Annotated in this window: 16 protein-coding genes; 9 read left to right on the top strand and 7 right to left on the bottom strand. The window is 72.6% G+C overall.

Going from position 1 to position 20,481, the window contains the following annotated elements; genetic code table 11:
• Positions 1-65 precede the first annotated feature (65 nt).
• Together VD659_RS10290 and VD659_RS10285 are read right to left on the bottom strand one after the other, a co-directional pair.
• Positions 66-3,869, bottom strand: a complete 3,804-nt coding sequence (locus tag VD659_RS10290; protein WP_423260995.1) for an AAA family ATPase — start codon at positions 3,867-3,869, stop codon at positions 66-68.
• Between the two features lie 148 nt (positions 3,870-4,017).
• Complete coding sequence (locus VD659_RS10285; protein WP_423260994.1) at positions 4,018-4,386, bottom strand: VOC family protein; 369 nt, start codon at positions 4,384-4,386, stop codon at positions 4,018-4,020.
• 53 nt (positions 4,387-4,439) lie between these two features.
• Between VD659_RS10285 and moeB the strand changes: the two genes are divergently transcribed.
• Positions 4,440-5,660: a molybdopterin-synthase adenylyltransferase MoeB gene (moeB, locus tag VD659_RS10280; protein WP_423260993.1), complete on the top strand. Its 1,221-nt coding sequence runs from the start codon at positions 4,440-4,442 to the stop codon at positions 5,658-5,660.
• 35 nt (positions 5,661-5,695) lie between these two features.
• Here moeB and VD659_RS10275 read toward each other — a convergent pair whose 3' ends face one another.
• Together VD659_RS10275 and moaA are read right to left on the bottom strand one after the other, a co-directional pair.
• On the bottom strand, positions 5,696-5,947 hold the full coding sequence (locus VD659_RS10275) for a MoaD/ThiS family protein (protein WP_423260992.1): 252 nt from the start codon (positions 5,945-5,947) through the stop codon (positions 5,696-5,698).
• A gap of 5 nt (positions 5,948-5,952) precedes the next feature.
• On the bottom strand, positions 5,953-7,110 hold the full coding sequence (gene moaA, locus VD659_RS10270; RefSeq protein WP_423260991.1) for a GTP 3',8-cyclase MoaA: 1,158 nt from the start codon (positions 7,108-7,110) through the stop codon (positions 5,953-5,955).
• A 108-nt stretch (positions 7,111-7,218) separates the two neighbouring features.
• On the opposite strand from moaA, the gene VD659_RS10265 reads away from it, so the two are divergent.
• The 6 genes from VD659_RS10265 to VD659_RS10240 all read left to right on the top strand — a co-directional run bounded on the left by VD659_RS10265 (position 7,219) and on the right by VD659_RS10240 (position 14,001).
• Positions 7,219-8,721 (top strand): molybdopterin molybdotransferase MoeA, encoded by a 1,503-nt coding sequence (locus VD659_RS10265; RefSeq protein WP_423260990.1) that lies wholly within the window; start codon positions 7,219-7,221, stop codon positions 8,719-8,721.
• Complete coding sequence (gene moaC, locus VD659_RS10260) at positions 8,714-9,193, top strand: cyclic pyranopterin monophosphate synthase MoaC (RefSeq protein WP_423260989.1); 480 nt, start codon at positions 8,714-8,716, stop codon at positions 9,191-9,193. Before VD659_RS10265 ends, moaC begins: the two co-directional genes overlap by 8 nt.
• Positions 9,190-9,681: a MogA/MoaB family molybdenum cofactor biosynthesis protein gene (locus VD659_RS10255; protein ID WP_423260988.1), complete on the top strand. Its 492-nt coding sequence runs from the start codon at positions 9,190-9,192 to the stop codon at positions 9,679-9,681. Before moaC ends, VD659_RS10255 begins: the two co-directional genes overlap by 4 nt.
• Positions 9,665-10,114, top strand: coding sequence for a molybdenum cofactor biosynthesis protein MoaE (locus VD659_RS10250; protein WP_423260987.1), 450 nt, complete (start codon positions 9,665-9,667; stop codon positions 10,112-10,114). Before VD659_RS10255 ends, VD659_RS10250 begins: the two co-directional genes overlap by 17 nt.
• A 132-nt stretch (positions 10,115-10,246) precedes the next feature.
• Positions 10,247-11,077, top strand: a complete 831-nt coding sequence (locus VD659_RS10245) for an FAD binding domain-containing protein (RefSeq protein ID WP_423260986.1) — start codon at positions 10,247-10,249, stop codon at positions 11,075-11,077.
• Positions 11,074-14,001, top strand: a complete 2,928-nt coding sequence (locus VD659_RS10240) for a molybdopterin-dependent oxidoreductase (protein WP_423260985.1) — start codon at positions 11,074-11,076, stop codon at positions 13,999-14,001. The genes VD659_RS10245 and VD659_RS10240 overlap by 4 nt, the downstream gene beginning before the upstream one ends.
• 147 nt (positions 14,002-14,148) lie before the next feature.
• Here VD659_RS10240 and VD659_RS10235 read toward each other — a convergent pair whose 3' ends face one another.
• Positions 14,149-15,063, bottom strand: coding sequence for a LysR family transcriptional regulator ArgP (locus tag VD659_RS10235; RefSeq protein ID WP_423260984.1), 915 nt, complete (start codon positions 15,061-15,063; stop codon positions 14,149-14,151).
• 69 nt (positions 15,064-15,132) lie between these two features.
• On the opposite strand from VD659_RS10235, the gene VD659_RS10230 reads away from it, so the two are divergent.
• Complete coding sequence (locus tag VD659_RS10230) at positions 15,133-15,756, top strand: LysE/ArgO family amino acid transporter (protein ID WP_423260983.1); 624 nt, start codon at positions 15,133-15,135, stop codon at positions 15,754-15,756.
• Between the two features lie 201 nt (positions 15,757-15,957).
• Here VD659_RS10230 and VD659_RS10225 read toward each other — a convergent pair whose 3' ends face one another.
• Both VD659_RS10225 and VD659_RS10220 read right to left on the bottom strand, forming a co-directional pair.
• Positions 15,958-17,463, bottom strand: a complete 1,506-nt coding sequence (locus VD659_RS10225) for an 8-oxoguanine deaminase (protein WP_423260982.1) — start codon at positions 17,461-17,463, stop codon at positions 15,958-15,960.
• Positions 17,460-18,884, bottom strand: coding sequence for an XdhC family protein (locus VD659_RS10220; RefSeq protein ID WP_423260981.1), 1,425 nt, complete (start codon positions 18,882-18,884; stop codon positions 17,460-17,462). The genes VD659_RS10225 and VD659_RS10220 overlap by 4 nt, the downstream gene beginning before the upstream one ends.
• Positions 18,885-18,975: 91 nt before the next feature.
• On the opposite strand from VD659_RS10220, the gene VD659_RS10215 reads away from it, so the two are divergent.
• Positions 18,976-20,361, top strand: a complete 1,386-nt coding sequence (locus tag VD659_RS10215) for an amidohydrolase family protein (protein ID WP_423260980.1) — start codon at positions 18,976-18,978, stop codon at positions 20,359-20,361.
• The last annotated feature ends 120 nt before the right edge of the window (positions 20,362-20,481 follow it).

The following is a 20,481-nucleotide window of genomic DNA, read 5'->3' as shown; positions in this document are numbered from 1 at the left end:
TTTCGGCGGAAAGACGCCTGTTTTTACGCCGAAAGTGACGAGTCTGCGTCGTTAAGCGAGGGGGGTCAGGCCGAGGCTTCTTCGGTCTTGACGCGCTGGCCGACGACGGCGGAGACGCCGTCTTGGCGCATCGAGACGCCGTAGAGTGCGTCGGCGATCTCCATCGTGCGCTTCTGGTGGGTGATGACGATGAGCTGGCTGGTCTGGCGCAGGTCTTCGAAGATCGTGAGCAGGCGGCCGAGGTTGGCGTCGTCGAGCGCGGCCTCCACCTCGTCCATGATGTAGAACGGGCTGGGGCGCGCCTTGAAGATGGCGATGAGCAGGGCCACCGCGGCGAGCGAACGCTCACCGCCGGAGAGCAGGGAGAGGCGCTCGATCTTCTTGCCCGCGGGCTTGACGCTCACCTCGATGCCCGTGGTCAGCAGGTCGCCGGGGTTCGTCAGGTGGATCGACCCGGTGCCGCCCGGGAAGAGCACGGGGAAGACCTGGGCGAACGCCTCCTGCGTGTCGGCGAAGGCGCTCTCGAAGATCGTCTGCATGCGCTCGTCGATCTCGTCGATGATGGTGAGCAGGTCTTTGCGGGTGTTCGTGAGGTCGGTGAGCTGCTCGGTGAGGAACTTGTGCCGCTGCTCGAGCGCGTCGAACTCCTCGAGCGCGAGCGGATTGACCCGGCCGAGCTCGGCGAGCTTGCGCTCGGCCTTCGCGAGGCGCTGCTGCTGCTCGCTGCGGACGAACGGGCGGCCGACGGGCTGCTCGGCAATCGACGCCTCAACGGGGGCGGGCTCCGCCGCGGTCTGGTCGTTCGCGGGCTCGTCGAACTCGGGCTCGCCGAAGTCGTCGTCTTCGCCGTCGGCGTCGCCGTCGCTGGACGCGGACGCGGACGTGGCCTCGGCCACCGCGGCGGCGCTCGTGTCGATGACCGCCACGGCACTGTCGTCGGGAATCAGTTGATCCGGGCCGTATTCCGCCACGAGCACGTCTTCGACCAGGCCGAGCTCCGAACCAGCCCGCTCGAGCAGCCCCGAGAGGTGAAGTTTCTTCTCGTAGATCTGCAGTTCGAGTCCGTGCACGTTCTCGGTGATCGCCTGCAGCCGTTCGCGCAGGCCCGCCTCGTCGCGCCTCAGCGCGAGGAGCTCCTCGTTCTGCTCGGCGCGCTCGGCTTCGCGTCGGGCGAGCACGACGCGGGCCTCGGACACCGAGCGGTCCATGGACTCGAGCACAGGCGGGAGCGAGTCGACCACGTCGGTCGCGGCCTGGATCTGCCGGCGACGGATGACCGCTCGCCGCGCCGCAGCCTCGGCGGCAGCCCGGTCGGCCTCGAGCTGGCGCTCGAGCCCGGCGGTGCGCGCCTGCTCGGCCCGCACGCGCTCCCTCGCGGTGTCGACCCCGAGCCGCGCCTCGACCTCGTGGTCGCGCGCCGCCTCGAGCTCGGTGAGCAGTCCCTCGCGGGAACTCACATCGAGAATCGGTCGCGGACGCTCCCGAACGGACTCGAGCTCGGATCTCGCCTTCTCGGCGGCCTGCTCGGCCTGGGCCACCGCATCCTGGGCCAGCTGCAAGGCCTTCTGCAGGCGCTCGAGCTCGCCGGCGCTCGCGTCGACCTGGGCCTTCAGGCGGCTGAGTCGCTCGGTGCGGGCCGCGAGCTTCGCGTCGAATTCCCGCAGGGCCGAGAGGGCCGCCTGCGACTGCTCCTTGGCAACCTGGGCGATGCCGCGCTGCTCGGCGAGCGCGAACCGCGCCCGCGCGATGTGGGAGTTGCGTTCGTCGAGGGCCTCGGCCGCCGCGTCACGCTCGGCCACCAGCTCGATGCGCGAGCGCGTGGCGCCCGAGCCTCCCCGCAGCACATAGCGCGTGAGCACCTCGCCCGCCTTCGTGACGATGGTGAGGCCCTCGAGCCCGGATGCTGCCAGGGTTGAGGATCCGGCCGCGGCGGCGCGCCCCGCGTCGAGACCGGCCCAGGCCTCCCGCGCAGCATCGAGGTCGTCGGCGATGAGCACCGCGCGCAACAGCCCGATGACGCCGCCTGGAGCCGTCACCACCGTCGTCGCGGCCACGACGCCGTCGGCACCGATGAGATCGGCGAGGGCCGAGCCCAGGGCGAAGTCGTCTGCCCACGATGCGGCGGAGCCGTCGCCCTCGCCGCCCGGCTTGCCACTGGAGCGCCCCACAGGGCTGGCGATCACGAGCTCGACACGGCCCATGTCCGCCTCGGCGGCCGCCGTGGCCGCCGCGACGGCCGCATCCACGTCGTCGGCCAGCACCGCGTCGGCCAGCGAGCCGAGCGCGGCCGCGACGGCGGCTTCGAAACCGGGCTGCACCTTGACCTGCTCGGCCACGAGCCCGCGGACACCGGCGAGTCGGGCGGCGACGAGTTCGGCCGAGCCGTCCTTCTGGTCGAGCGCCATGGTGAGCGCGCTCGTTCGGGCGGCCAGCGCATCCCGCTCGCGTTCGTGGGCGTGCAGTTCTTCACGCAGGCGCTCGATCTCGCCCTCGGCCTCGAAGACCTGCGCCTGCGCGAACTCGTAGGCCTCGTCGAGGTCGGTCTCGTCGACCTCCCCGATCGCCGCCTCGGCCTCGGCCTGGGCGAAGTCGGCTTGCGCGCGCTCGCGCCGCTCGTCGGCCGCGTCGAGGGCGTTCTGCTGCCGGAGCACCTCGCCGCGCACGGCGGCGAGCCGGGAGTTGGCCGACTCGAGCTGGCCCGTGAGCTTGGAGAGCTCGAGGTCGTGCTTGGAGACGAGCGAACTCTGGTAGGCGATCTGCTCGTCGAGCGCGTCGAGCGAACCGCGGGCCTTGGTGGTGACGAGCTGGGAGGCCTCCCAGGCCGCCTGAGCCGCCTGCACCTCGCCGGCCAGCCGCTTGGCCTCCTCTTTCGAGTCGGCGACCATGCCGGGCGTGACGCTCGGCGCCGCCTCCGGAACACTCTCCTCGCCGCCGAGCAGCGCGAGCCGCTGGGTGGCCAGGTTGTAGAGGTTGCGCAGACGCTCCTGCACCGACTCGAGCCCGAAGCTCGTGCGGCGCGCGAGGTCGACGGCGTCGCCCACCTGCGCCTGCTCGAGCCGGTTGACCCGGAGCTGGTTCTGCTCGAGACGCTCCTGCAGCACGATGCGCTCGGTGTGCCGCTCGCTCTCGCTGCGCGCGGCCGCATCGAGCGCCTGCCGCAGGCCGACGATCTCGTCGGCCAGCAGGCGCGCCTTCGCGTCGCGCACGATCGCGGCGATGGACTGCGCCTCCTTGGCGATCTCGGCCTGGCGCCCGAGCGGCTTCAGCTGCCGCCGGATCTCGCCCGCGAGATCGCTGAGCCGCGTGAGGTTGGCCTGCATGGCCTCGAGCTTGCGCTGGGTCTTCTCCTTGCGACGGCGGTGCTTCAGGATGCCCGCCGCCTCTTCGATGAAGCCGCGCCGCCCCTCGGGAGTCGCGTGCAGCACCGCATCCAGCTGCCCCTGGCCCACGATGACGTGCATCTCGCGGCCGAGCCCGGAGTCGGAGAGCAGCTCCTGCACGTCGAGCAGGCGGCAGCTGTCTCCGTTGATGGCGTATTCGCTGCCGCCGTTGCGGAACAGCGTGCGGCTGATGGTGACCTCGGTGTAGTCGATCGGCAGCGCGCCGTCGGTGTTGTCGATGGTCAGCGTCACCTCGGCGCGGCCGAGCGGGCCCTTGGTGCTCGTGCCGGCGAAGATGACGTCTTCCATCTTGCCGCCGCGGAGGGTCTTGGCGCCCTGCTCCCCCATCACCCAGGCCAGGGCGTCGACCACGTTGCTCTTGCCCGAGCCGTTCGGGCCGACCACGCAGGTGACCCCGGTCTCGAACGCGAAGGTGGTGGGGTTGGCGAAGCTCTTGAATCCCTTGAGGGTCAAGCTCTTCAGATGCACAGGGGGCCTTTCGTCGTCGGTGTGCCCCTACGGTACCGAATGCGCACCCGCCCGCCGTGCAACGGGCGGTATCTGTGCACAGCCGCGTCGCATCCGGCACCTGTGCAGAACAGGACGTGCGCCGCAGATGCAGCACACGAACGGATGCTCAGCGCGCGCTGAGCACGCAGAACTCGTTGCCCTCGGGGTCGGCCAGCACCACCCAGGTCACCGACTCGCTCTGCCCGATGTCGGCCCGGGTGGCCCCCAGAGCGAGCAGGCGCTCCACCTCGGCGGCCTGATCGTCGGGCACGAAGTCGAAGTGCAGGCGGTTCTTGACCGTCTTCACCTCGGGCACCGTCAAGAACAGAATGGTCGGATGCGCCCCCTCGGCGGAGGCGATCTCGATCTCGGGATCGGGGTCATCCGGATCCTCGCTCTCGAAGATCACCGACCAGCCCAGCGCCTCGGCCCACCAGTGGGCGAGGCGGCGCGGATCGTGGGAATCGACGACGACCTGCTCCCAGCGCAACGACATGCGCCGACCCTACCCCCAGGGCGCTTACGCTGGAAGGGCTCGAAAGGAACAGCATGACTCTGCAGGCGCTCGTGTCGCCCGGGCCCGAACTCATCCGCGCGGAGCTCGTTCGCTACGCGCGCCAGATCTCGTTGCCGCACATCGGCGTGGAGGGTCAGCGTCGATTCAAGGACGCCCGCGTGCTCGTGCTCGGCGCCGGCGGGCTCGGCTCCCCCGTGCTGCAGTACCTCGCGGCGGCGGGCGTCGGCACGCTCGGCATCGTCGACCACGACACCGTGGAGGTGTCGAACCTGCAGCGGCAGACCATCCACACCGACGCCGCCGTCGGCCGACGCAAGACGGCATCCGCCGCGGCCGCCGTGCGGGCGCTCAACCCCTTCGTCTCCGTGATCGAGCACGACGAGGAAGTCACTCCCTCGAACGTGCTCGAGCTCGTGTCGGAGTACGACGTGGTGGTCGACGGCACCGACAACTTCGAGGTGCAGTACGTCCTCGACGCCGCCTGCGCGCTCGTGGGCAAGCCGATCGTGTGGGGCTCCGTGCTGCGCTTCGACGGCCAGGTGACGGTGTTCTGGGCCACGGCGCCCGACGGTCTCGACCGGATGCTCAGCGACCTCTATCCCGAGCAGCCCGGCGCGGACCCGGCCGAGTCGTGCTCGGTGGCCGGGGTGCTGGGGCCCGTCTGCGCCGCCATCGGTGCCGTGATGGCCACCGAGACCCTCAAGCTGCTCGGCGGCTTCGGCACCCCGCTTCTGGGGCGGATGCTCGTGCACGACGCCCTCGACGCGAGCTGGAGCGAGGTGCCGTTCGGGCACGCCGCCCCCTCGGCGCGCGCCGCGAACATCGGCGAGCCCTACAGCATCACCAAGCAAGGGGTCCGGGCGACCGGACCCGCCACCAAACTGTTCGAAAGGTCACCCGTGAGCGACTCCCCCGCATCCGATTCCGTCACCGTCAGCGAGCTCGCCGAGCTGCTCGCGGCCCGCGAGCGCGGCGAGGCCGACTTCGTGCTCGTCGACGTGCGCGAGCCGCACGAGAACCAGCTCGTGTCGATCGACGGGGCCGAGCTCGTGCCGCTCGGCAGCATCCTCAGCGACGCGGCCCGCGAGATCCTGCCGCCGCAGGAGAAGGTGATCGTGCACTGCCACCACGACGGCCGCTCGCGGCACGCCGCCGCCGTGCTGCGCGCGAACGGCTGGGAGGACGTGGTGTTCGTGCAGGGCGGGATCGACGCCTGGGTGGCCGAGGTGGAGCCGGACAAGCCGCGGTACTAGCGACACCGAGTCACGGTGCTCGAGGCGCGGGGCGGTCAGCCGCCGGCGAACGGCGGGAGCACGTCGAGGGAGTCGCCGTCGGCCAGGCGGGTGGCGCGGTCGGTCGTCGCGGCGCGGTTCAGGATGAAGGAGCAGCGGGCCAGCACGGCCGCCGCAGCCGGCGCATCCGGGGCCTCCGCGGCGCGTTCGGCCAGGAACTCGCCGATGGTGAGCCCGGCGGCCTCGCGAATCTCCTCGCCCACGCCGAGAGCGGCCTTCGCCGCGGCGAAGTAACGGATGCGCTGCACGACCCTCAGCCGCCGATCGCGCTCATCGGGCGGTCGGGTTGCGCGAACCCGGCCTCGTTCATGAGGTGCCCGGCGGGCTTGGCCCACATCGCCGCGCGCCAGAGATCGGCCAGCTCGGCGTCGTCGGCTCCCGCCCGCAGCGGACCCAGCAGGTCGGTCTCGGTGTGCGAGAACAGGCAGCTGCGCACGGCGCCCTCGGCCGTGAGACGCGTGCGGCGGCAGTCGGAGCAGAACGGCTCGCTGACCGAGGCGATCACGCCGACGAGGCCGAGCATCCGGCCCTCGGGCCCTTCGCTGCGCTCGCGCACCTGGTAGAGCTCGGCGGGCGCGCCGTCGCGCGGGGCGTCGTCGGGGGTGAGCAGGTAGCGGGCGCCGAGGCGGTCGCGGATGCCTTCGGCCGTGATCATCGTGTCGCGGGCCCAGGTGTGGTCGGCGTCGAGGGGCATCTGCTCGATGAAGCGCAGCTGGTGTCCGCCCGCGAGCGCCCATTCGAGCAGTTCCACGGCCTGGTGGTCGTTGATGCCCGGCATCAGCACGGCGTTGATCTTGGTCTCGGCGAGCCCGGCGCGCTTGACCGCATCGATGCCCGCCAGCACGCGCTCGAGGAAAGGCCGGCGGGTGATCTTCGCGAAGGTCTCGGGCTCGATCGAGTCGAGCGAGACGTTGATGCGGTTCAGCCCGGCGGCGGCGAGCGCCTCGGCCCGGCTCGTGAGGCCGATGGCGTTGGTGGTGAGCGAGATCTCGGGCCGCGGCTCGAGGGCGGCGACGTCGCGGATGATCTCGACGAGGTCTTTGCGCAGCAGCGGCTCGCCGCCGGTGAAGCGCACCTGCCGCACGCCGAACTCCGTGACCGCGATGTGGGCGAGGCGGGTGATCTCTTCGCGCGACATCAGTGCCGGCGGGGGAAGGAAGGGCAGGCCCTCGGCCGGCATGCAGTAGGTGCAGCGGAGGTTGCAGCGGTCGGTGAGCGAGATGCGCAGGTCGGTGGCCAGGCGGCCGAAGCGGTCGAGCAGTCCGGATGCCTCGGGTCGGCCGCTCGGCAGCGCGACGGGCGGGCGCGGCCCCGTGGAGCGCGGGGTGCCGCCGGTGTCGGCGCCGTCTCCCGCAACCCCGGAGATCGGCAGCCCGGGGCGCGGCTGCGGCAGACCCAACACGACGCTCATGCCCAAAGCCTACGCGCCGCGGCGGGGTGCCCGGCCGGGGCCGGGCGAACTCGCGCGCGATCCCCCTGCACCGGGTGGCGCGGACAGCGCATAGGGCAGACTGAGGGGATGCGCACGATCGAGGATCACCGCCAGGAGGTCACCGCTCTCGTGACCGGGTCGCTCGGCCCGCTCGAGGCCGAGACGCTCGCCGTGTCGGGCACCGCGCTCACGGCCGATCCGCACGGGTACGAGCACCGCGTGCTCGCGCACGACGTGCTCGCGCCGAGCAGCCTGCCGGCCTTCGACAACTCGCAGATGGACGGCTACGCCGTCATCGCCGCCGAGCTGGCCTCGGCGAGCGCCGACCGGCCGGTGACGCTCGCCGTCGCCCGGCGTGTGGCCGCGGGCGACCCGTTCTCGCAGCATCGCCCCAGAACGGCGACGCCCGTGATGACGGGCGCGCCCATCCCGGTGGGAGCGGATGCGGTGGTGCAGATCGAGCGGGCGGACCCGCCGGTGTTCCCGACCGACGACGTCGTCCTGGGCGCCGGCGGGAGCGACCTGGCAGATGGGGGCACGGGCGACGGCGGCCTAGCCGACGCGGGCACCGGCACAGGCGACCTGGCATACACGGGAACCCCCGCGGACGGCGGCGTCCCCGGCTCCGGTGGGGCGGCACTCGCGGCCGCCACGAACGGCGGCATCCCGGGCGCCGACGGGGCGGCACCGGCACTCGACGCACCCGCGCCCGCACACCGGGTCGCCTTCACGGCCCCGGTCGCTCCCGGCACCTTCGTGCGCGCCGCCGGCAGCGACGTCACTGCCGGACAGACCCTGCTGCACGCCGGAACGACGCTCGGCCCCGCGCACTACGGAGTCATCGCCGGGACAGGAGCCACCGAGGTGGCGGTGCGCCGCCGCCCGCGCGTGCTGCTCGTCTCGACCGGCCACGAGATCCGCGACCCCGGCTCGACTCTCGCGCCCGGCCAGATCTTCGACGCGAACACCGTGGCCCTCACCTCGGCCCTCCAGGGCATCGGATGCGCGGTGACGGCCGCTCCGTGCCGCTCCGACGACGCCGACGACCTCCTGCGCCTGCTGGCCGATCACGCCTCCGGCACCGATCTCGTGGTGACCGTCGGCGGCGTGAGCGCCGGGGCGCGCGAGGTCGTGCGCGACGCGCTGGGGCCGCTCGGCGTGAGCTTCATGAAGGTCGCCATGCAGCCCGGCGGGCCCCAGGGGTTCGGTCTCGCCCGGATCGGCGGCGGCGAGCGTGACGGCACCCCTGCCAACGAGCTCCCGGTGGTGTGCCTCCCCGGCAACCCGGTCAGCGCCCTCGTCTCCTTCGAGGCCTTCCTGCGGCCGGCCCTGCTGGCGGCGCTGGGCGCCACCACCGTGTTGCGCGAGCAGCGCCGGGGGCGGGCCGCGCATCCGTTCGACTCGCCCGCGACCCACCACCAGCTGCGCCGCGCGCGGGTTCTCCCGGACGGCACGCTCGAACTGGTGGGCGGGCCCTCGAGCCACCTGCTGCACTCCTATGCGGAGTCGACCGCGCTCGTGCACGTTCCCCTCGGCATCAGCGCGGTGGCCGCCGGCGACGAACTCGACTACTGGAGGATCGATGGCTGACGGCTCCGAACTCACCCACGTGCTGCCCGACGGCGCCGCCCACATGGTGGACGTGAGCGACAAGGCGATCACGAAGCGGGTGGCCTCGGCCCAGGCCGTGCTGCACACCCGCCCCGAGGTCATCGCCCTGCTGGTGGCCGGCGAGCTGCCGAAGGGCGAGGCCCTCGCGGTGGCCCGCGTGGCCGGCATCCTCGCGGCGAAGCAGACCTCCACCCTCATCCCGCTCTGCCACCCGCTGCCCATCTCGGGCGTGACCGTCGAGTTCACCACCGGCGAGACGAGCGTGCGCATCGTCGCGACCGTGAAGACCACGGGCGTGACCGGGGTGGAGATGGAGGCGCTGACCGCGGCCTCCGTCGCCGCTCTCACCGTGTACGACATGATCAAGGCCGTCGACCGCGGCGCGCGCATCACCGACCTCGAGGTGCTCTCGAAGTCGGGTGGCGCGAGCGGCGAGTGGACACGCGGATGACCGCCGTCGCACGCTCCGCCGTGGTACTGGTGGCCTCGAGCCGGGCGGCGGCCGGTGTCTACGACGACACGACCGGGCCCGTCATCCGCGCCTGGCTCGGCGAGCGCGGCTGGACGGCCGAGATCGCGGTGGTTCCGGATGGCGAGCCCGTGGGCGGCCGGCTCCGCGAGGCCGTCGCGGCCGGCGCCGCCCTCGTGGTCACGACCGGCGGAACCGGCGCCTCGCCCACCGACCGCACGCCCGAGCAGACCCGGGCGGTGCTCGACTTCGAGATCCCCGGCATCGCCGAGGAGATCAGGCGGGTCGGCGCCGCGAACACCCCGCTCGCGCTGCTCTCGCGCGGGCTCGCGGGGGTGGCCGGGCGCACGCTCGTGGTGAACCTGCCGGGCTCGCAGGGCGGCGTGCGCGACGGACTCGCCGTGCTCGGCCCGGTGCTCGACCATCTTCTCGATCAGATCCATGGAGGCGACCATGTCAGAGGCGACTGACATCGAGGATGCACGGGTCGTGCGGGCGCGGATCTCCGCGTCGCCGATCACCGTCGAGTCCTGCGCGGCGGCGGTCGAGAGCGCCTCCGCGGGAGCCGTGGTGACCTTCGCGGGGGTGGTGCGCGACCACGACGAGGGCCGCGGGGTGACGGCGCTCGGCTACACCGCGCATCCGGATGCCGAAGCGACCCTGCGCGCGGTCGCGGCCGAGATCGCCGCCCGGCACCCGGCCGTCACGATCGCCGTCGAGCACCGCACCGGCGATCTCGTCGTGGGCGACGTGGCGCTCGCCTGCGCGGTGGCGTCGGCCCATCGGGGGGCGGCCTTCGCCGCGTGCTCGGAACTCGTCAACGAGATCAAGAAGCGGGTGCAGATCTGGAAGGAGCAGTCCTTCGACGACGGCAGCTCGGAGTGGGTGGCGTCGCTCGGCTGAGCCCGTGATCGCGGATGACTTCTCCACAGTCGGGGGCAGGGGCCAGGTTGTGCACAACTCGGCCGGGCGTTACATGCCAGACACATTGCTGATGTGTACTGAACGGAGCACCATCCCCGAACGGAGCACCACGTGGACCTCAACACCATCGCGACCATCGTCCCGGCACGTCATCGCGATGACCTCATCGCCCTCGGAACAACCGTCGCGCCGCTCGCCGGCGGCTCGTGGCTGTTCTCGGAGACGCAAGACCACCTCACCGGCCTCGTCGACCTGATGACCTTCGAGTGGCCCTCGCTCACGGTCACGCCTGACGGCCTCGAGGTGGCCTCCACCTGCACTCTCGCCGAGCTCGCGGCGATGCCCGACGACCGGGGCTGGGTCGCGCATCCGCTGTTCTTCCAGTGCTGCACCGCCCTGCTCGGCTCGTTCAAGGTCTGGAACGTGGCCACCGTCGGCGGCAACATCTCGGCGTCGCTGCCGGCAGGGCCGATGACCTCGCTCTTCTCTGCGCTCGATGCCGAAGCGCTGGTGTGGCGCGCCGACGGAAGCGACGAGCGCATCCCGGTGGCCGCGTTCGTGACGGGCAACGGCACCAACCGGCTGCGCGCCGGCGACGTGCTGCGTTCGCTGCACGTTCCCCGGAGCTCGCTCGAGGCGCGCACCGGCTATCGCAAGATCGCGCTCTCGCCGCTCGGGCGCTCGGGCGCCGTGATCGTGGGGCGACTCGACGCCGACGGTGCGTTCACCCTCACGGTGTCGGGCGCCACCGTTCACCCGGAGCAGCTGCACTATGCGTCGCTGCCGGATGCCGCAAGCCTCGGTGCCGACGTCGAGCGCATCGAGACCTGGTTCACCGATCCGCACGGGGCGGCCGACTGGCGCCGGGCGGTGTCGTCGCTGCTCGCCCGCGAGATCCTTGTCGAGCTGGCCGCGCCGGCCGGAGCGGAGGCCGCACGATGAAGTTCATCCTGAACGGCGAACAGCTCGAGGGCGAGCCCGCGGCAGGCCAGTGCCTGCGCACCTTCGTGCGCGATCAGGGGCATTTCGAGGTCAAGAAGGGCTGCGACTCGGGCGACTGCGGGGCCTGCTCCGTGATCGTCGACGGCACACCCGTGCATTCTTGTGTCTACCCGGCTTACCGCGCCGAGAACAAGATCGTCACGACGGTGGCGGGTCTCGGCGAGCCCGACGACCTCAGTGCCGTGCAGCAGAGCTTCGTCGAGCACGCCGGCTTCCAGTGCGGCTTCTGCACCGCGGGCATGGTGGTGACGGCCACGACCCTGCGGCCCGAGCAGCTCGACGAGCTGCCGCGTCTGCTCAAGGGCAATCTCTGCCGCTGCACCGGCTACCGGGCGATCGAGGAGTCGATCCGCGCAGGGGTGACGGCGGCGGCGGGCGAGACGGATGCGGGCGACGGTGCGGGGTGCGGCGGCCTCTGCACGGGGCACGCGCACGACGACGGCGAGGCCGGTGCGGCGAGCGAGGCCGGCGAGGCCGGTGGCCACACCGGGTCTCACCCCCAGGCCCAAGCGGCCCACGCAGCCCACGCTCCGGCACCGGTGGCCGGTGTGGTGCGGCGCACCGGGCGGGCGCGGCGCGAGGCCAACGTCGAGGGCGAGCTCACGGTCGGCACCTCGGTTCCGGCTCCGGCGAGCCGCCGGGTCGTGACGGGCCGCGAGCCCTACACGCTCGACGTCGCCGTGCCGGGCGTCACACACCTCAAACTGCTGCAGAGCCCGCACGCGCATGCGCGCATCCTGTCGATGGACACGACGGCGGCCGAGGCGTTGCCGGGCGTGCACGCCGTGCTCACCGCCGCCGACTCCCCCGAGACCCTCTACTCCACCGCGCGCCACGAGCACCGCACCGACGACCCCGACGACACGCGGGTGTTCGACACCGTGGTGCGCTACCGCGGGCAGCGCATCGCCGCCGTGGTGGCCGACTCGATCGCCATCGCGGAAGCCGCGTGCCGGCTCATCGAGGTGGAGTACGAGCTGCTGCCGGCCGTCTTCGATCCCGAGGAGGCCCGCAGCCCCGGAGCGCCCCTGCTGCACGGAGACCTCGACCCCGCGATCTCGCGGGTGATGGAGCCGCACCGCAACGTCATCGCCGCCGTGCACAGCGAGATCGGATCGATCGAGGCAGGCCTCGAGGCCGCCGAGGTGCAGGTCTCCGGCACCTGGCAGACCCACCGCGTGTCGCACGCGGCGCTCGAGACGCACGCCACCATCGGGTGGGTCGACGACGACGGGCGTCTGGTGCTCCGCACCAGCACGCAGGTGCCGTTCCTGGTGCGCGACGAGATCAGCCACATCTTCGGTCTCGACCCCGAGAAGGTGCGCGTGTTCACCGCCCGCGTGGGCGGCGGCTTCGGCGGCAAGCAGGAGATCCTCACCGAAGACGTCGTGACCCTCGCGGTACTGAAGACCGGGCGGCCCGTGCAGTTCGAGTTCACCCGCACCGACGAGTTCACCATGGCGCCGTGCCGGCATCCGATGCGCGTCTCGGTGCAGCTCGGCGCCACCCGCGACGGCAGGCTCACCGCGCTGGCGGTCGACGTGCTGAGCGACACGGGCGCCTACGGCAACCACGGCCCCGGCGTGATGTACCACAGCGTGGGCGAGACGGTCAGCCTCTACACGGTGCCGAACAAGAAGATCGACGCCGAGGTGGTGTACACCAACAACATCCCGTCGGGGGCGTTCCGCGGCTACGGGCTCGGCCAGGTGGTGTTCGGCATCGAGTCGGCGATGGACGAGCTGGCCGTCGAACTCGGCATCGACCCCTTCGAACTGCGGCGCATCAACGCCGTGCGTCCCGGCGAACCACTCGTGGCGAGCCACGTCGAGGGCGACGACATCGGCTTCGGCGGCAGCTACGGGCTCGACCAGTGCCTCGACCTGACGCAGGCGGCGCTCGAGCGCGGCAACGGCGTCTCGGCGCCCGTGGGGCCCGAGTGGTCGGTGGGGGTCGGGATGGCATCGACGATGATCGCCACGATGCCCCCGCGAGGGCACTTCTCGCAGGCCTCCGCCTCCCTGGAGAGCGACGGCGGCTACCTGGCCGGCGTCGGCACCTCCGAGTTCGGCAACGGCACCACCACGGTGCACACCCAGATCGCCTCGAGCGTGCTGGGCACCGCGCCCGAGCGCATCCGCATCCGCCAGTCAGACACGGATGCCGCCAAGTACGACACCGGCGCGTTCGGCTCCGCGGGCAGCGTGGTGGCCGGCAAGGCGCTCTACTCCGCGGCCACGCGGCTCAAGGCGGCCATCCTGCAGCAGGCCGCGGTGATGACGGGCACGACCGACGCCGGCCTCGCCGGCGCGGTGCTCGAGCCCGACGGAGTGCGGATCGGTGAGAGGTTCGTGACCCTCGCCGAGATCGCGGCAGCCGCGGGCGGATCGATCACCGAGCACGGCAGCGAAGACGGTGCGAAGCGTTCGCTGGCCTTCAACGTGCACGCCTTCCGGGTGGCCGTGAGCCGCGACACGGGCGAGGTGCGCATCCTGCAATCGGTGCAGACCGCCGACCCGGGCTTCGTCCTCAACCCGCAGCAGTTGCGCGGGCAGATCGAGGGCGGCGTGGCGCAGGCCATCGGCTCGTCGCTCTACGAGGAGGTCATCCTCCGCGAGGGCACGGTGACCACCGGGGTCTTCCGCAGCTACCACCTCCCGCAGCTCGCCGACATCCCCGAGACCGAGGTGTACTTCGCCACCACCGACGACGAGGTGGGGCCGTTCGGCGCCAAGTCGATGAGCGAGGCGCCCTACAACCCGGTTGCGGCAGCACTGGCGAACGCGGTGCGCGACGCGACGGGCACGCGGCCGCACGAACTGCCGCTCTCGCGTGACCGGGTGTGGCGGATGCTCAACGCCTGAGCGTGGGCAGGGGTGCCGAGGGATCGGCGGCGCGGCCCGGCGCTGCCTGCGGGCGCCGATCGGGTGCGGGGAGGAGTGCGACCGCCGCCACGGATGCCCCGGCGGCTGCGGCTCCGGCTGCGGCTGCGGCTGCGGCGAGCCTGGAATCTAGCGCAGCGAGTCCGCGGCGGCGTGCTTCAGGGCGGCCGCGACGAGTTCGAGCGAGGGCGTGCGCAGCTGCCACTGCTGCCAATAGAGCGGAACGTCGATGATGCCGTCGGGGCCGAGCTCCACGAGCTCGGGTGCGCCGTCGCGTTGCAGGTCGGGCACCATGCCCCAGCCGAAACCGAGTCGCACGGCACTCACGAAGTCGCTCGACGACGGCACGAAGTGGCGGGCAGCACCCGGCGAGGCGCCCTTCCCGCGCAGGAACGCATCCTGGAGGTCGTCACGGCGATCGAACACCACGACGGGCGCCCGGCCCAGGGCCTCGGCGGTGACGCCGTCGGGAAACCAGTCCGCCACGAAGTCCCGCGTCGCCACGGCGCGGTAGCGCATGGCGCCGAGCAGGGTCGACGAGCATCCCTGAACCGGGGCGGCCTCGCCCGTGATGGCGGCCATCACCGTTCCCTCCCGGAGGAGCGAGGTGGTGTGCGCCTGGTCTTCGCGATGGAGCTCGAACGCGATCCGGTCGCCGAGCCGCGAGAGGGCGGGGAGGATCCAGGTGGCGAGCGAATCCGCGTTGACGGCGAGCGGCATCGGGATGCGGTGGGCCGGCCGGAGCGGCGATGCCGGGTCTGCGGCGGGATCGTCGCCGGACTCGAGGTTCAGGGTGTGCACCAGGTCGGCCGAGAGCACCTCGATCTGATGCGCCAGCGAGAGCAGCGCCCGGCCGGATTCGGTGGGCACCACCGGCCTGCTGCGCTGGAGCAGCACCCGGCCCACCGTCGCCTCGAGCGCCTTGATGCGCTGGCTGATCGCCGAGGGCGTGATGTGGAGCGAGCGGGCGGCGGCCTCGAAGGTGCCTTCGCTGACGGCGGCCCTCAAAGCGGCCAGCTGGGCGAGATCGAGGTCCAAACTCATGAAGCAATTCTAATGTTGCGACAGAATCATTAGCTGGCGTCGTGAAGCGGTCGACCCTACGGTCGAAGGGTGCCCCCAGCCGTCGACCCCCTCGCCCTGTTCGCCGGGCTCGGCTTCGGGCTCTCGCTCATCGTCGCGATCGGCGCTCAGAACGCCTTCGTGCTGCGCCAGGGCCTCCTCCGCCGCCATGTCGGCGCGGTCGTCGCCATCTGCGCGCTCTCCGACGCGGTGCTGATCGCCCTCGGCATCAGCGGCGTCGGACTCGCGCTGCAGCAGGCGCCGGTACTGATGACGGTCGCGCGCATCGGCGGGGCGGCATTTCTCGTCGTCTACGGCATCCTGGCGGCGCGGCGGGCACTGCGCCCGGCCCGGCTCGATGCGGCCTCGTCACCCCGCGCATCCGCGGGTCTGCTCGCCACGGTCACGACCTGTCTCGCCCTCACCTGGCTGAACCCGCACGTGTATCTCGACACGGTGGTGCTGCTGGGCTCGGTGGCGAACACCCACGGCGACGCACGCTGGATGTTCGGACTCGGCGCCGCGATCGGCAGCGTACTCTGGTTCACCGCGCTGGGCTACGGCGCGCGCCTGCTGCAGCCGGTGTTCGCGCGGCCCGTGGCCTGGCGGGTGCTAGACGGAGTGATCGCCCTCATCATGGTCGCCATCGCGGCCTCCCTGCTGCTCGGCCTCTGAGCGGGCATCCGCGCACCACGCGATTCGCGCCGGGGGTGCGGATGCGGGCGGGGCGGTGTGCGGCACGCGGGCGGCCGCGGGTGCGGGGCGCGGTCGGGATGTGCGGCACACCGGCGACCGCGGGTGCGGGATGCGAGCGGCGGGATGTGCGGCGCGGGCGACCGAGCGGCGGGATGTGCGGCGCCGGCGACCGGGCGGGGGTCAGGCGTCGAGCAGGGTGCGCACGGCGGCGGAGACCTCGCGCGCGACCGTGCCGGCGTCGGCGCCCGTGAGTGCGCCGTCGCGCACCACGGCGCGTCCGTTCACGAGCAGCAGCGAGAGCGGCGGCTGAGCACCGAGGGTGAGGGCCGCCACCGGGTCGACGATGCCGGCGTGCTGCACACCGTCGACCTTCCAGAGGGCGAGGTCGGCCAGCTTGCCCACCTCGATCGAGCCGAGCTCGCGGTCACGGCCCAGCACGCGCGCGCCACCCATCGTGGCCACGTAGAGGCCGTCGCGTCCGCTCATCGCCGAGGCGCCGCCGCGCAGGCGGTTGACGAGCACCGACATCCGGATCTCCGTGCCGAGCTCACCCGACTCGTTCGACGCCGAGCCGTCGACCCCGAGCCCCACCGGCACTCCGGCGGCGAGCAGCTGGGGAACGGGCGCGATTCCGGCGGCGAGCCGCGCGTTCGACGACGGGCAGTGGGCGACCCCCGTGCCGGTCTCGGCGAAGCGGGTGATCGCCGCGTCGTCGAGGTGAACGCAGTGCGCCATCCAGACGTCGGAACCGAGCCAGCCCAGATCGTCGAGGTACTGCGTGGGCGTGCGGCCGAAGCGCTCGAGGCAGTAGGCATCCTCCTCCACGGTCTCGGAACCGTGGGTGTGCAGCCGCACGTCGAGCGAGCGGGCGAGCACGGCCGCCTCGCGGAGCAGGTCGGCGGTCACCGAGAAGGGCGAACAGGGGGCGATCGCGATCTTCACCATCGCCTCGCGGGAGGGGTCGTGGTAGCGGGCCACGGCATCCGCGCTCGCCTGCAGTGCGTCGGCCGTGGTCTCGACGGCGAAATCGGGCGGGAGGCCGCCCTGCGAGGCGCCGAAGTCCATCGACCCGCGGGTGCCGTGCAGCCGCACGCCGAGCGTCGAGGCGGCTTCGACGATGCCGCCCAGGATGTCGCCCGAACCCCGCGGGAACACGTAATGGTGGTCGCCCATGGTGGTGCACCCCGAGAGCGCCCCGACGGCCATGCCGCCGAGGGCGCCGGCGCGCACGGTGTCGGCCGTGATCTTCGACCAGGTGGGGTAGAGCGCGGTGAGCCAGTCGAACAGGATGGCGTCCTGCGCGATTCCGCGGGTGAGCCACTGATAGAGGTGGTGATGGGTGTTGATGAGGCCCGGCGTGAGCAGGTGGCCGGTGCCGTCGACCCGGGTCACCGCGATTCCGGATGCGCCGCGCACGTCGGTCATGCCCGCACCGCCGCGCGGCTCCCCCGAGACGCCGACCGCGCCCGTGCCCGGTGCGTCGGCCGCGCCGCGCACCGCGGCACCGCCGCGCGCCCTGCCCGGTGCCCCCAGGCCGTCGAGCGCCCATCGCGGTGCAGCGCCCGGCCCCACTGCCACGATCTCGGCGCCGTCGATGACGACGTGCCCGCCGTCATATTCCGTTCCGGCTATGTCCACGGTGGCGACATACGCATTCTCGATGATCGTGCGGGAGACCGCGCTCATTCCGCGCCTCCTGGCCGCGTCGCGACGACGTCGCGATGGATCGCTCCGCGGGTCGTCCGCAGTGGGGCTCCCGTGGATCCGCTGCGCTCGGCGAGCACCTCGGCGAGAATCGACACGGCCGTCTCTTCGGGGCTGCTAGCCCCGAGATCGAGCCCGATCGGCGAGTGCAGCGAGGCGAGCGCCTCCTCGGGGATCCCGCGATCACGCAGCGCCGCGAGACGCCGCTCGTGGGTCTTGCGCGATCCCATCGCCCCCACGTAGGCCACGGGCAGCGACAGCGCCGCCTCGATCAGCGGCACGTCGAACTTGTCGTCGTGGGTGAGGATGCACAGCACTGTGCGCTCGTCGACCTCGGTCTCGAGCAGGTAGTCCGAAGGCCACTGGTTGACGACCTCGGCACCCGGAAAGCGCTCGGGCGTGGCGAACACCGGCCGCGCGTCGCAGACCGTGACCCGGTAGCCGAGCAGGCGGGCGGCATTCGAGAGGGCCACCGAGAAGTCGACCGCGCCGAACACGATCAGGCGCGGCGGCGGAGCGCTCACGAGCAACACGACCTCGACCGACTCGCCCTCGCAGTCGACCCGGCGGCGCACCGAGCGACCCGAGTGGATGCCCGCCACGAGCTCCGCCGTCACACGATGGCGAACGGATGCGCCGAGCCGGCCGGTCCCGCTCCCGCGGCCCGAGAAAGCGGTCGCGACCGCGTTTTCTTCGGCGGTGGTGTGCGCGGCGAGCATGACCACGCCATCGCCGGCAGACTCCGCGTCGTCCGACGCGGCAACACCCGACCGGCGGTCGTCCGACGCGGCAAGACCCGACCCGCGGTCGTCCGACGCGGCAACATCCGACCGGCGGTCGTCCGACGCAGCAACACCCGACCGGCGGTCCTCCGACGCAGCAACACCCGACCGGCGGTCGCGCGAGTCGTCGCTGCGACCACCGTCCGGCCCGTCGACGCGCACCCGCACGCCCGCGGCACCATCGGCGCCCGTGCGGCCGGTGCCGGCACCCTCACCGTCGAGCACGAGAGCCAGCCCGGCCGCACGCCCGTCGCGAGCCCTCTCGAGCTCGCCCCGCACGCTCGCCGGGAGCGCATTGCGCGCATCCGGGAGCCCGAGCTCCTGCACGAACACGCGCAGCCGGCCCCCGCAAGCGAGCCCCACCGCGAAGGCGTCGTCGTCGCTGAAGCCGAACTCGCACACCTCGGGCGCGCCCGTCTCGAGCACCCGGTTGCAGGCGTCGTAGACGGCGCCCTCAACGCAGCCGCCGGAGATGCTCCCGATCACGCGACCGTCGGCATCCACGGCCATCGAGGTGCCGAGCGCACGCGGCGCACTGCCGTCGACGCCGATCACCGTGGCCACCGCGAGGCGCCGGCCGGAGTCGAGGGCGGCGAGCAGCGATTCCGCCAGTTCGAGCATCCGTCCACCGGCCTTTCCGTCATTCGGATCGCGTCGGGCACGCGATCGGGGCCGTCATCAGCCTGACACATGATCGTGTTAGACATTCTGCATGCTCCTCATCGACGACGCCGTGCACATCGTGATCGCCGCCTCCTCCGACGCCGAGACGGATGCCGCGCCCCGCGCCGACGGCAGCGGCACCGGCACCGAAGCACCGGGCTCGCTCCTGCTCGGCAGCACCGTGCGCAGCGGCCCCGGGGTCTCGGCGTCCGAGGCCGCAGCGCTGGCCGGCGGCGAGCCCGTCGAGCGACTCGACGCCTCCGGCTGCGTCGTCACGCCCGGCCTCGTGAACGCCCACCACCACCTGCTGCAGAGCGCCTTCCGCACCCTGCCCGGCACTCGCGGTGTGCCGATGCACGTGTGGCTGCCCACGATGGCGGCCGCGTATGCCGAGATCGGCATCGATCCCGAACTGGCGCACGCCTCGGCCTTGGTCGGTGTGGCCGAGGGGCTCCTCAACGGCGTCACCACCGTCGCCGACCACCACCTCACCTGGCCCGCGGGCAGCGACAGCGTGGGCATCGCGCGCGCGACCGCCGCGGCCGCCCGCGAGCTCGGCGGCCGCCTGGCCTTCGTGCGCGGCTCGGCGCGCGACGACCCCGAGGAGGCCGCGGCCTCGGCCGACGCGATCGCCGAGGCGCTGGTTCCGGATGCCCGGGGCGGCATCACCGACGACGGCCTGCTGCAGCTCGCGGTCGGCCCCGCCGGCGTGCACAGCGACAGCGAGGCCACCTTCCGGCTGCTCGGCGAGGTGGCCGCGCGGCGCGGCCTGCGCCGACGCACCCAGGCGAACGAGCAGGTCGACGTGGCCATCGCGCTCGAGAAGTACGGCAAGCGGCCCATCCGGCTGCTCGAGGAGTGGGGCTGGCTCGACGACGACGTCACCCTCGCCCACCTCTGCGCGGTCACCGACGAGGAGATCGCGCTGCTCGCCGAGCGCGGCGTCACCGCCACGCACGCGCCGGGCTGCGACCTGCCGATGGGCTGGGGCATCGCCCCGGTCGCCGCACTGCGCGCAGCGGGGATCCCAGTCGGGCTCGGCACGAGCGGCGGCGGCAGCAACGACGCCGGGCACCTGCTCGCGGATGCACGACTCGCCATGCAGGTGGCTCCGCTCGCCGGTCCGCCGATCGACGCCCGGAGCATCCTGTCGATGGCCACGGAGGGCTCGGCCGCCGGTCTCGGCCGCCCGGAGCTCGGGCACCTGCGCGTGGGCGCCGCCGCCGACCTCTGCGTGTGGGACGTCTCGGGCGTCGCCGACGCCGGCGTCGCCGACCCGGTGGCCGGGCTGCTCTGGGGCTCCCCCGGCCGGCGCCCCAAGCACGTGGTCGTGGCCGGCCGCGTCGTGGTGCGCGACTACGAGCTCGTCGACCACGACCAGCGCGCCCTGGCCGCCGCCCTCACGACCCTGCTGGCCTCCCGCCGGGCATCCTGACCCGTCCCCCGCCGGGCATCCTGACCCGTCCCCCGCCGGGCATCCCGCCCTCTGAGCACCCTGCCCGCCCCTCCCAAAAACAAGGAGAACTCGGCCGACACGCCGCGACTCAGCCACCTC

Origin of the sequence: Herbiconiux sp. 11R-BC, from assembly GCF_049472555.1 — a bacterium.
In the GTDB taxonomy this organism is placed as follows: Bacteria; Actinomycetota; Actinomycetes; order Actinomycetales; family Microbacteriaceae; genus Herbiconiux.
This window is presented reverse-complemented; position numbering and strand designations above follow the sequence as displayed.